Source organism: Polaribacter sp. R77954 (genome assembly GCF_044595335.1).
Taxonomy (GTDB): domain Bacteria; phylum Bacteroidota; class Bacteroidia; order Flavobacteriales; family Flavobacteriaceae; genus Polaribacter.
The window spans coordinates 3,520,378-3,533,372 of record NZ_CP138992.1; the positions used below are offsets into that span (position 1 = coordinate 3,520,378).

7 protein-coding genes are annotated in these 12,995 nt (G+C 32.3%); 3 read left to right on the top strand and 4 right to left on the bottom strand.

Translation table 11 applies throughout. The annotated features are described in order from the left end of the window. Positions 1-9: 9 nt before the first annotated feature. Together SJY27_RS15245 and SJY27_RS15250 are read right to left on the bottom strand one after the other, a co-directional pair. On the bottom strand, positions 10-2,766 hold the full coding sequence (locus SJY27_RS15245) for a family 78 glycoside hydrolase catalytic domain (protein ID WP_397445732.1): 2,757 nt from the start codon (positions 2,764-2,766) through the stop codon (positions 10-12). Positions 2,767-2,790: 24 nt separating this feature from the next. Further along, complete coding sequence (locus SJY27_RS15250; RefSeq protein WP_397445733.1) at positions 2,791-5,265, bottom strand: family 78 glycoside hydrolase catalytic domain; 2,475 nt, start codon at positions 5,263-5,265, stop codon at positions 2,791-2,793. 377 nt (positions 5,266-5,642) lie between these two features. On the opposite strand from SJY27_RS15250, the gene SJY27_RS15255 reads away from it, so the two are divergent. Genes SJY27_RS15255 through SJY27_RS15265 form a run of 3 tightly spaced genes read left to right on the top strand, consistent with a single transcriptional unit; the run spans position 5,643 to position 9,559 of the window. Continuing rightward, positions 5,643-7,019 carry a DUF1080 domain-containing protein gene (locus SJY27_RS15255; RefSeq protein WP_397445734.1) on the top strand — a complete coding sequence of 459 codons (1,377 nt, stop codon included), beginning with the start codon at positions 5,643-5,645 and terminating at the stop codon, positions 7,017-7,019. Next, positions 7,019-8,362: a Gfo/Idh/MocA family protein gene (locus tag SJY27_RS15260; protein WP_397445735.1), complete on the top strand. Its 1,344-nt coding sequence runs from the start codon at positions 7,019-7,021 to the stop codon at positions 8,360-8,362. Before SJY27_RS15255 ends, SJY27_RS15260 begins: the two co-directional genes overlap by 1 nt. A gap of 3 nt (positions 8,363-8,365) precedes the next feature. Beyond that, positions 8,366-9,559, top strand: coding sequence for a Gfo/Idh/MocA family protein (locus tag SJY27_RS15265; protein ID WP_397445736.1), 1,194 nt, complete (start codon positions 8,366-8,368; stop codon positions 9,557-9,559). On the opposite strand, the gene SJY27_RS15270 is transcribed toward SJY27_RS15265, so the two are convergent. Next, on the bottom strand, positions 9,556-11,472 hold the full coding sequence (locus SJY27_RS15270; protein WP_397445737.1) for a hypothetical protein: 1,917 nt from the start codon (positions 11,470-11,472) through the stop codon (positions 9,556-9,558). The two genes, SJY27_RS15265 and SJY27_RS15270, sit on opposite strands and share 4 nt — an antisense overlap. Before the next feature lie 255 nt (positions 11,473-11,727). Next, positions 11,728-12,810, bottom strand: coding sequence for a T9SS type A sorting domain-containing protein (locus tag SJY27_RS15275; protein WP_397445738.1), 1,083 nt, complete (start codon positions 12,808-12,810; stop codon positions 11,728-11,730). Positions 12,811-12,995: the final 185 nt, after the last annotated feature.

A 12,995-nucleotide genomic window follows, 5' to 3' on the forward strand; every position in this document is an offset into this window, starting at 1 on the left:
ATGACTCTATTATAATTCAATTTGATAACTATATTTTCCTGACTTAACGTGGTACTTTTTATTGGGTAAAATAACTTGTGCGCTACAATTAACAGGAACTTCTATTTTGTATTCGTAAGCATTGTTTGAAACTTTTTTCCATTCCGCTTTAATTTCTCCGTGAATAGAATTGTAACTTGCTTTGGCAAAATCCATTGCTTTTATAAAATTAGGTTTTAAGATAATGTTTTGAAAACCAGGATTGGATTCATCTACATTAATACCTACTATGTGTCTGTAAAAGAAATTATCTACAGCCCCCATAAAATGATGAATGTTTGAAGCCGTGAATTTATAACCTTCTGGCAATGTTGTAGCTCCATTTTTTATCATCCAACCAAAAGATGGCCAATCTTCATTTATAACTACCTTATGCATCATATCTGCATAACCATTTTTGGGTAAATATTCATACGCAGAATGCACAGTAAATACACCACCCCATAAATGATGGTCTTTCTCTTTTACAATATTATTTACAACCTTTTTTTCTAATTGTTCTCTATATTTTTCTGGTACAATGCCGTAATTTAATGCCAAGATATTTACAACAGGTAAAAATTCATGAAATGGTTTTAACCCTACATATTCTACTTTTTCTTCATCAAAAGCCCATTTTTGTATACCTTTATGAATGCGTTCTACTTGTTGTTCTAATCGCTTTTTATCTTTCTTTTTTCCTAGTTTATCAGCCATATAAGCCATACGTTTTAATACTAAATAAAAGTTCATAGAGGCAATTACTTCATTTCCTCCTGGTTTACCTCGTCCTTTATACGTAGCATCGTAAGGCGTAACCCAATCATTAAAGCGTTCTTTAAACATGCCGTCTTTTTCGGGAATATTATTGAACTCCCAAGAGCGTTTTATAAAAAGCAGCATTTTATCCCAATACAAATCAAACAAACGAGTATCGTTATAATATTGATACATATACCAAGGAATATGAATTCCAGCAGATGACCACAAACTCGATTTTCCAGGACCATAATAATTGGCAGGAACTATTGCAGGAATTCCACCAAATTTATCTTGTCCATCAAAAATATCTCTTGTAAATTTAGTCATCAAAGCAGCTAAATCGTAATTAGCCATACCAAATTCCATTCCTGTAACTGCATCACCCAACCATCCGTTTTTTTCACGATGTGGACAATCTGTAGGTATACTATGTAAATTAAAAATCAAGGATTTTCTGCAGATGTCGTGTACTGCATTTATGGTTTTGTCAGAGGATTCAAAATATCCCACTCTTGGTACATCAGAATGCACATATTTTACTTCTACATCCTCTAATTTAAACTTTAGTTTTCTAAAACTTTTTACTTTGATATAGCGAAAAGCTTTATATGAAAAGCGACATTCTGCATACTCCACACCACCACCTTTACAAACATAGGCCATTTGCTGAAGTCCTCCTGGTTGGCTTACAGTAATAGGATCTTCGTTTTCTCCAAAATAAATAGTAATACGTTGGCCCTTTTTAGCATTTTTGATACGTAAACGTACCCAACCAGACATATTGGTACCTACATCAAACCATTGCCCTCTGCTTGAATTTTTTGTAGCTATTGGATGAAATGTTTTGGTAACACGAATAGGTTCGTTCATTTGAGAAACCAATTCTCCTCCAGGATGTGGAGCTGGGTTTACAGTATCCCAACTTGAATCGTCTAAACCAACTTTACTCCAACCCACAATTTCTTTAGTAGCGTCATAAATTTCGCCCATGTGTGGACCATCGTAAACTACAGGACCGCCTGTGACTTTCCAGCTTAAATCGCTAACAATATCTTTTGTAGTTCCGTCTTCATATTCAACTTTAATACGACATATTAATTTTGGCTGACCAATCCAACCATTTTTTTTATAGAATCCCCAATGATCGTATGCCATCATTCCATAAAAACCACGGCCTAACATTACACCAGCCATATTTTCGCCATCTTTTACCTCTTTTGTAATATCGTGTGTGGCATATAAAATTGTTTTGCGGTAATCGGTCCAACCTGGGTCTAAAACAGAGTTCCCTATTTTTTTACCATTAATATACAACTCATAATATCCAATTCCGCTGATGTATGCTTTAGCACTTTTAACCTTCTTTTGCACGTCAAATCCTTTACGTAAAAGTGGTGCTGCATCGTGTTTTTTATCATCAAAGAAATGATATCGTTCAAACATATTTAAATGGGCTCCAAAATAACTTGGCAATTGAAACTCGATGGCTTTAGATTCAACTTCTTTTTTTCGCCACCACTCATTTGCCCATTCATCTTGATTTTTCCAAGCAATCCACTGTGCGCCTTTCCAATCTTCTTTTTCTAATAACCCTGTTGAAAAAGTTGCCAATTTACTCCATTCAGAAACATCATTATTTTTATCCCAAACTCTTACTTTCCAATAATATTGAGATGCTGACTTTAAAGGAATACCTTTATATTCTATTTGAGTAGATTGATTGCTATTAACTTTTTTTGAATTAAAAGCGTCTCCTAAATTTTTTTCTATTTTTTCTTTTGAAGTAGCAACTATTATTTGATAGGCTTTTTGAAACTGACCAGATTCTTCAGACTTTAATTTCCAAAAAAAACGAGGTTTTTCAACATCAACACCTTCAGGATTAACTCGATATTCTAACTTTAAATCATAAGGTAATAGTTGGGCATACATATTTTGTATGCAAACACCTATCAGTAAAGCAAAAAAAAGATTTTTAGTTTTCATATGATTTTTTAAAATATTGTTGAATTACTCTTTCACAATTATTACATATTTACCCGAAGTTAATTGGAACGTATTGTTTTTAACTTTTTTATTATTTAGTTTAATTTCTTTTGAATTATACATTTGTAATTTTACCATTGCAACTGAATTTTCTGGAATTGTAACCGACCAAACGACCTTATTTTCTTTTCTCTTCCAGTTACTCTCTATTTTTCCTTGTGGAGCTTTATAAGACACTTCACACCATTCTAAACCTTCTAAAAAAGTGGGTTTTAAATAAAACTTTTGAAACCCCGGATGATTTTCATCGGGTCTTATACCTCCTAGACTCTCGTGAAAACTAGCTGCAAAACCACTATTCATAGGATGATTAAAGGAATTACGATAATAGCGTTTTGATTTATCCCAATTGGCAATCAATTCTGGCCAAGTGGTTAAATTATGTGCTGTGGTAACAAATCCTAAACTTGGGTAATCTGTAATTTCCCATAAATGTTGGGTTACTTCACTATGTCCATAATCGTTTAAAACACTGTACAAAGCACGATGACCAAAAATGCCGGTAGTAAAATGACCTTCTTTATCTTTCATTATTAGATTAGATAAGTTGTCTGCAACCAATTGTTTTTTAAAATCATCAACTAAATTAGTATGTAAGGCAAAGGCATTACCGGTTTGAGAGCCATAAGAATTAGAATTTTCCTTAAAAAATCTATCATTAAATGCATCTTTAACAATCTGCGCTTTTTCTCTATATTCGACTGCAGCTTCAGCTTTATTTAATAAAATAGACATTTTTTGCATTGCCATTAAAGATTGATAATACAATGCTGTTGATGTTAGTGCTGGTGGAGTATCCATATTTGGGTTTCCTCCAGGAGGACACCAATCTCCATAACCGCCATTTATAATGCCTTTTTCTTGCACTTTCTCATCTAAATAAGCCATCCAACCTTCCATCATATTCCAAGATTTTTTCACAATAGTTGTATCGCCATAATAAACATAAGAAAAATAAGGAATCATTACTGTAGCTGCTCCCCAATCTGGTCTTGCTTGCAAGTTCAAACGCTTACCAACAGAAACATTTGCAGGCGCTCTTTTATCATAAGGAAAAGGATCTTTAAAATGTGCTTTAGACACACCCAAAACGGTTTGCATATCGTCTGCAGTTTTTTGCCAAAGACGTTGTAAATTAAAATTAAAACTTGCAGCTTCTGCAACTACATAAGCATCTCCCATCCACGCACAACGTTCTCTATGAGGACAATCACTTAACAAACCTTGAATATTGTCTTCTATGGTTAACATAGAAGTTTCGTAGAATTTATTAATCTGTGCATCAGAACATTTAAACGTTCCTATTCTTTCCACGTCAGACCGAACTAACCAACCTGTAAATTGATCTAAGGTCGGTTTCTTTTGTAAACCTTCTATTTGAACATATTGAAACCCATGATAGGTAAAACGAGGTTCCCAAGTTTCTACACCATCGCCTTTACAAATATAAATGTCTGTTTGTGTGTTTCCAGTAACGTGAATTCCTGTTGAAGCTGGATCAATATTTTTTTTATCGGGCATTAAATGCTCTGAAAAACGCATTTTTATTTCAGTACCTTCTTTTTCTTGAACCTGTATTTGTAACCAACCTGTCATGTTTTTTCCCATATCAATTATCCAACCTTTTTCTGCTGGAAGAATTGCTACTGGTAAAACTTTTCTAACTTTTCGCATTGGCTCTAATTGCTGCTCTATCAAATTAGTGGTTGGCGCTTTCATTAATTCTACAGAATTCCAGGCAGTTTCTTGATAACTAGAAGCTGACCAATTTTGAATTTCTTTTCTGGCATCGTAAGTTTCTCCATGAAAAATATTATCAAAAAGAATAGGACTGTTATGTGCTTTCCAACTTTTATCAGTTACAATTTGTTCTTTTGTACCATCTTTATAGTTTATATTGAGCACCATAATAGCTCTTGGTTTTCCATAATTTAGCCCTGGCCAGAAGGCAATATTTTGTCCATAAAAACCATTGCCCAACATAATTCCTAATCCGTTTTTTTCTTTTAAAAGCTTTGTAACATTATGACGCACAAAAAAAGCGCGTTTATCATAAGACGTTTGTGCAGGATCTAGTACTCTGTCTCCAACTTTATTTCCATTAAGATGTAATTCATACAATCCTAAACCACAAATTGCAACTTCTGCAAATGCAATTTCTTTGGTTACCGCAAATGATTTTCTAAGTAATACTGATGGATGTGCTTTACGTTTTACTGCTTTTAGTTCTTCTTTTGTTGGTTGCCAAGTATTGATATCCATTGGAGGCTGATTTCTAACAAAATCTCTTGTAGACCATTTTTCTAATCGATTGTCTTTTGTATAGCCAATCCATTTTGCTTGATTCCATTTGATCCTACGTGATTCTGATTGATCAAAGTTTTTGACATTGCAGCCTAAAAAAAATAATAACGATATTAAAAACAGTTTTGATTTCATTAGAAATTCTTACGATTTAATTTCATATTCACAGAAAGGAATTTAGTATTCATTTTATTTAAAATAGACGGGTATATAAAATAACTATATTGAGCAACCCATATAATCAATAGACTTATTTGAAGTAAATATATTTTTTTAATTTAAATATACTGTCCTGTAAAATCCCGATGATATGCTGGTTCCATTTAAACAAGATTATTAATTATAAAAATCTCTGTGAAGCATATCTAGAATGAAGTTCTTTTGTGGATTCGCGTATTATTCAAAAAAAAAGCCCATTTTTTAATCAGGATACAACAGGTTATCTTATTAAAATTAATTAAATAGATTTGGAAAAGACGACTTAAACTTTTAATACAACCTTAAATCAACTTATGAAATTTCACAATTTATTTTTTTTAGTTTTAATCGGATTTGGCCTATCTTCTTGTAATGAAGATAAAACTCCTTGGGAAGATTTATTTACAAATAATTCTTTAGAAGGATTCAATATCAAAGGAGGAAATGCTACCTACCAAAATGAAAACGGAACTATTATTGGCACGACTGCTGCTAATACACCTAATACATTTTTGTGTACGGATAAAGAATACAGCGATTTTATTTTTGAAATCGAGTATAAAGTAGATGCAACTATGAATTCTGGAATTCAAATTCGTAGTAATTCGCTTCCTTATTATAGAGATGGAATGGTGCATGGTTATCAAATAGAAATAGATCCTTCAAAACGTGCTTGGAGTGGAGGTATTTATGACGAGAAAAGAAGAAAATGGTTAAATCCTTTAGTAGATAATCCACAAGCTCAAAAGGCATTTAAACAAAATGAATGGAATCACTACAGAGTTGAAGCTATTGGAGACACCCTTAAAACTTGGATAAATGGAGTTGCTGCAGCTTATTTAATTGATGATAAAACTGGTTCTGGTTTTATTGGGTTACAAGTACATTCTATAGGAAAAAACAAAAAGAATTTAGGAAAGCAAGTACTATGGAGAAATGCGAAGATTTTAACCACAGATTTACCTAAATACTCACAAGAATCTCCACTTGAACCAATAATCACAAAAAACAACTTGACTTATCAAGAAAAAAAATCAGGATGGAAAATGCTTTGGGATGGTAAAACAACCAAAGGTTGGAGAGGTGCTAAATTGGATAAATTCCCAGAAAAAGGATGGTCTATTGAAAATGGAGAATTAATAGTAGCTGATACTGGTGGTGCAGAATCTACTGCAGGTGGAGATATCGTAACCACAAAAGAATACAGCAATTTTGAATTATTAGTAGATTTTAAATTAACTGATGGTGCAAATAGCGGAATTAAATATTATGTTGATACAGAATTAAATAAAGGACCTGGCTCTTCTATCGGTTTAGAATACCAAATTTTAGATGATTCCTTACATGAAGATGCCAAAAGAGGTTCTCATGAAGGAAGTAGAACTGTTTGTTCTTTGTACGATTTAATTAAAGCAGATCCTATAAAGCCATTAAACCCAATTGGAGAATGGAATACAGCCTATATTAAATCAGTAAATAATAAAGTAGAACATTGGGTTAATGATGTTAAAGTTTTAGAATATGAACGTGGAAGTGATGAATTCTTAAAACTAGTTTCTGAAAGTAAATATGCAAAATGGCCAAATTTTGGATTGTTAGAAAAGGGTCAAATTTTATTACAAGATCATGGTGATAAAGTGTCTTTTAGAAATATAAAAATTAAAGTTCCTAAAACTAAAAAGAAAAAATAATGAATACATCTAGAAGAAATTTTATAAAAAAAACGGCTACTGCAGCTGCAGGAATTGGTTTAGTAGGCACTGCAAACGCAATGTCTGCAAAAAGCTACAGAAACATAATTGGTGCAAATGACAGAATAAATATTGCAATTCAAGGATTAGGGAGAAGGTATTCTGGATTTATTGATGGTATTGCTACAAAAGAAAATAATGTTCATCTCCTGTATTTGTGTGATGTAATGCCAAGTCAAATAGAAAAGGCTCAAATAAAAGTGGGTAAAAAAATTGATTATAAAATTAAATCTGAAGAAGATATTAGAAACATCATCAATGATAAAAATATAGATGCTATTTTTATGGCCACACCAGATCATTGGCATACTCCTGGAGCAATTATGGCAATGCAGGCAGGTAAACATGTGTATTTAGAAAAACCTTGTAGTCATAATCCGCATGAAAATGAACTCGTAGTTGCTGCCCAAAAAAAGTACAGTAAAATTGTACAAATGGGAAATCAACAACGATCATCTTTAGAAAGTCAAGAAATTATTTCAGAAATTCATAATGGAGTTATTGGCGATGTTTATAAAGCAGTTGCATTTTATACAAATGGAAGAGGAAAAGTTCCAATACCTGTAAAAACTGCTCCACCTGAAGGTTTAAATTGGGATTTATTTCAAGGTCCATCACCTAGAAAAGAATATACACATGACACTTGGAACTACAATTGGCATTGGTATGGATGGGATTTTGGAACTGCAGAAATGGGTAATAATGCCACTCACGAATTGGATATTGCAAGATGGGCATTAGATGTAAAATATCCAGAATATGTGGATGTAATAGCCAATAAAAGGCAGTTTAAAAATGATGGATGGGAAATGTATGATCAAATGGAAGCTACCTTTACTTTTGCTAATGATAGAATTATTCAATGGGATGGAGATAGTAGAAATGCCTATAAAAAATACGGTAGAGGAAGAGGAACTATCATTTATGGTTCTAAAGGTCTTGTTTTTGTAGATAGAGGTGGTTATGAATTATACAATTTGAAAGGAAAACTAATCAAAGAAAAAAAATCTAGAAAATCAGAAGGTGGACTCGTTTTAGGTGGTGGTGGAAATTTAACAACAAGACATGTCACCAATTTTTTCGATGCCATTAGAGGAAAAGAAAAATTAACCTCATCAATTGAAGTTGGTGCTGTTTCTCAAATGTTAACACATTACGCAAATATTGCCTATAGAATTAACAAAGGTTTTAATGTTGATGAAAATTCTGGTAAAATATTTGATAGAGATGCCATGAAACTATGGTATAGAACATACGAACCAGGTTGGGAACCTAAAATCTAAAATTTGAAAAGACGTAATTTCATTAAAAAAGCAAGTATTGCATCAGCAGGAATTTTGACTAATAACTCCGTTTTTAGTGGTACTTCAAAATTTACTTTTAGCCCAAATGATATCATTAATATTGGAGTCATTGGAACTGGACAAAGAGGAACTGGTTTAACATCGATCATTAATAAAATAGAAGGTGTTAATGTTATTGCTGCAGCAGATGTCATTCCTTTTCGATTGCAAAATGGCATAGCAAAGGCAAATAAAAAAGCAAAAGGATATCAAAATTATAAAGCCCTTTTAGATAATAAAGATGTTGATGCAGTTATTATTGCAACTCCATTTAACACTCATTCTCAAATATCCATAGACGCTCTTGATGCTGGAAAACACGTGTATTGCGAAAAAACATTGGCTAAAGGGTATGAAGGTATTCAGCAACTCATCAACAAAACCAAAACGTCGAATTCTATTTTTCAAACAGGGCATCAATACCATAGTTCTCGATTATATACGTATGTTGTTGATTTAATTCGTCAAGGAAAAATTGGGAATATTACTTCGTTTGAATGTCAATGGAACAGACATGGAAACTGGAGAAGAAAAGTACCAAACCCAAACCTTGAAAAAGCAATCAATTGGAGAATGTATAAAGAATTTTCTGGTGGTTTAACTGCTGAATTATGCTCTCATCAAATTGATTTTGTCAATTGGGTTTTAGGTGAAACTCCAAAGCAAGTTATGGGAGTTGGAGGCATAGATTATTGGAAAGATGGCAGAGAAACTTATGATAATGTCCATTTAACCTATTCCTATCCAAATGGCGTAAAAGCAAAGTTTTCTTGTTTAACGAGTAATGCAAAAGACGGTTATCAAATAAAAGTGTTAGGAGATAAGGGAACACTAATTATTGATTATAAAGATGCTTGGTTTTATCCTGAAGGAAAGAAAAATAAAGTTATGGGAGAAGTTGATGGTGTTAGTGGAGCTACTGCAAAATGGGATAAAGCCAAGGGTTACAATATTAACATAGCACATTTAGACCCAAGTAAACAAGCACTTTTAGATTTTAAAAATGCAATTATAAATAACAAAACACCATTATCTAATATTACATCAGGAGCAAAAACTGCTGTTTGTGTTCAAATGGCTTTAGATGCTATGTACAATAATGAAATTGTAAAATGGAATAATGATATGATATTTTAAGTTACACTAATTGAAATTTTAATAGTTTTACTTTCCTTTTCAAAAAATACTTCTAAAGGTAAAGCCTCAACTCCAGGTACCATATTAAAAGTTCTTTTTCCTTCTATTTCTTTGGTTTTTATTGGTGCATTGGATTTAATGGTTACCAATCCTTCTGGTTTTTGAATAGTAATTTCATTCTCACTAATATTTGTAACCACTTCACTTGATGGTGAAACAATTGGGAATACAAAAGCAGTTGGTTCTTTAATAACTTGTTTCGTAGTAACAATAATTTCTGTTTGTTCGGCAGTACAATTATAAGTAATATCAAATACAGAAGCAGTGCCAGTAAGTTCCTCTCTATTTACATTTTTTAATTTTGTATCTGCTACTAACTCAATCGTTCCATTTTCATCTTTTGAAGCTACTGTTGCTGGTAAATCGTATAAATTTGTGTACCAAACATCATCTTTAAAAACTTCAACTCTTGGCGTTAAACAAATATCTTTTCCTGGTTGTACTTGCTGGTTGTTTTTTTCCACTAAGGAATATTCTGCCATACTTGCAGCACATAAAAGCCCTACTTTATTATGATATAAAACGCCTAAAGCACCACCTGATGCTTGTCTAAAATCATATTTATAATGATATTCTGCATCGTACGCACTTACAGTTCCTCTCCAATCTCCTCTTGCAAAAAGATAAACATCTAAATCTTTAAAGTGTTTTACACCATCTGCTGTAGTTCTTGGCAAACTTGCATTTGAATTTATTTCTGGTAAATGATCCCAATGATCTAATAAAGCTGCTAGAGGTTTGGCATGTGTAAATGTATGATGCACACAAGCAGGAATTCCTGCTTCAATAAAACCAGGACCTCCATGAATTAATCCATCTGCAGTGCATCTTTCTAATAATTCTGTGTTTTTTACGGCTGCTGTACCATATGCTGGATTGATATTTGCCATCATTGCGAATGCTGGTTGACTACCATCACAAGTTCTACTGCCCCAATAACTCCATTTATACATTCTGTTACCCCAACTATTATCCCAAGCACCATCTGGCAACATAAACTCTAAATGACTGTTTAATGATTTGGTTAAGATTTGTAGTAATTCATCATCTTTTTCTTTAATCGCATACATTACTAAACTGTTCAAGGTTTCCTCTACGTTATACCCTAAATCAACACCATGTAAGCCTTTTTTACTTAGTTTACTTGAACTCTTTTTACACTCTCCAAACAACAAACCTTCATTTGGCGTAAAATAAGCTTTTACTTGTTGTGCCAACTCTTTGCTTTTTGCTTTAAAATCATCTCTTTTTACAACATTTCCAATTAAATTTAGGCCATAAACAGCTGTTCCTGGATAATTGATATTGGTAAAATCTATGGTAAATTCATCATATATATACTGTCCTGCTTTTTCTAAACGAATTGTCCAAGCTTTGCGAGTTTCTTCATCTAAAACATGACCATGATAATGCAATGCTTCTGCTAACGCTATGGCTCCGAAAACGGTAATTCCTTTCCAAGATTTTGGGTTTTTAATTACGGTCCAAGCTCCATTTTCTTGTGATACATTATTTTCTGCCCAAAGCATGACTAATTTTGCGCCTTCTACATATTTTTCATCACCAGTTTTGTCTGCCATATATAAAAAAGGATAAACAGCATCCATACAACGTCCGTGAATATGCGAACAAGAAGGACAACCCAAAGCACCATGAACCTCTAAATTAGATGGATTATTGATTTGTACCTTTAGCATTCCATCACTCCAATCTTTTAATAAACCTGAAATTAAGTTTTTAAATTCCAAAGAATGTGCTGGATGACTAGAACATGATTGTAAAATACTTGACATTGGTAAGGTTAAACCAACACCTGCTAATGTTGATAGTTGTAAAAAGTTACGTCTTTTCATTAAGGCTATATTTATTTTTTAAACTTATAAATATCGTATTAAAAACCTATCCTGTTTTATCCTGTTTATTCTAAAAAAAATAGATAAAATTATATTTTGAACTTTAATTAGATGAACCCTAAACACTCTCTAATGCATGACCTTTTTTTGTGATACTCTATTATTAGATTTGAATAAAAAATCAACCTAAAAAAATTGTATAAAAAAACTTAGAAAATATTTTCTAAGTTTTTTATTGTCTAAGTAATAACTATTTTAATTTATAATGAGCTTATCAAAATATACTTTTTGATTGCTATCTATAACTTTAATCAAATACATTCCTGATTTAAATCTGTTGTTATTTATTATTTGTATACTTTCTTTTACATTTAATTTTTGATATACCCTTTTACCTACAATATTAAAAATACTGATTGAGGCATTGTTAAGGTTATCTAATTGTATTGTGAAATTTTCATTTGCAGGATTTGGGTATGTTTTTATTGATGATAAATTTAACTGATTATCTTCAATACTTAAAGACTGATTCTCAATCTCAGCTTTTTGATATGTTGTATTAGCCCATCTAATTTGCGCTCTACCTCCTTTTACCCTGTAGGCTCCATATCGTATTTTAGATTGTGTTGCTCTTTCTGGTTCAGGAACATCCCAATTAAATACAGTTCCTCCAATTATTGCATTGCAATACTGTATTTTTTTTGAAGGGTCATTTGGATCTTGTTTAAAGCCAATCTCTAACTCAAAACTAGTTTCTTCATTTTTAAGTACATTCTTTAAAAAAACAATTTCTCGCCCACTACCTGATCCTCCACGATATTTTATACGCTCTGCGTAAATATTAAATGATACTTGTTTACCAGAGTTAGCACCTGTACCATATACTGGTTTTGCTAAATACAAACAAATCGCTGGATCTGGAGAACCCCCACCACCTGTATGTTTTCCTTTAGCTTGTGCAATGTAAGTTCCATCTGAACTTGTTCCTGAGGTATTACCTGTTTCAAGAATTCTAAAAACTCCTGTAAACTTTGCAAAACTTCCAATACCTGTTTTATTAGAAGGACTTAAAGCACGTTCTATTCTTGGTTGTAAAGTAGCATCAAATTTATTAGAATTGTGAGTTATATTATAGATACCCCAAGTTTTGCTATTAACATTACTTTCCTTATAATTTGCGTAACAACTACGATCATCAATAGTACCTACATTAACTGGATTGGGTAAATCATAAGATGTTCTTGTGGCATTTGCACCATCTGCATTGCAAGTGGTATACGAACCAGTATCTTCATCTGGAGCTGTTTCTTGAGCTACTAGAAAGTGTGAAAAAAGCATACACCCGAAAAATAATGATGTTTTAAAAGTATTTTTTATCATAGTTCTTTTCCTAAATCAATGTTATTAAGAATAATTGGTGAAAATCTGAAGATTAAATGAGGATAGCATCCTGTAGTGACCTAACTGTAATGAAAACCCTATAATTATAGTTTTATAATAATCAAAAAAACAAGAGAATCCTT

Coding starts and splice junctions, on each gene's coding strand:
- SJY27_RS15245 (WP_397445732.1), bottom strand. CDS start 2,766: ATGAAAACTAAAAATCTTTTTTTTGCTTTACTGATAGGTGTTTGCATA.
- SJY27_RS15250 (WP_397445733.1), bottom strand. CDS start 5,265: ATGAAATCAAAACTGTTTTTAATATCGTTATTATTTTTTTTAGGCTGC.
- SJY27_RS15255 (WP_397445734.1), top strand. CDS start 5,643: ATGAAATTTCACAATTTATTTTTTTTAGTTTTAATCGGATTTGGCCTA.
- SJY27_RS15260 (WP_397445735.1), top strand. CDS start 7,019: ATGAATACATCTAGAAGAAATTTTATAAAAAAAACGGCTACTGCAGCT.
- SJY27_RS15270 (WP_397445737.1), bottom strand. CDS start 11,472: ATGAAAAGACGTAACTTTTTACAACTATCAACATTAGCAGGTGTTGGT.
- SJY27_RS15275 (WP_397445738.1), bottom strand. CDS start 12,810: ATGCTTTTTTCACACTTTCTAGTAGCTCAAGAAACAGCTCCAGATGAA.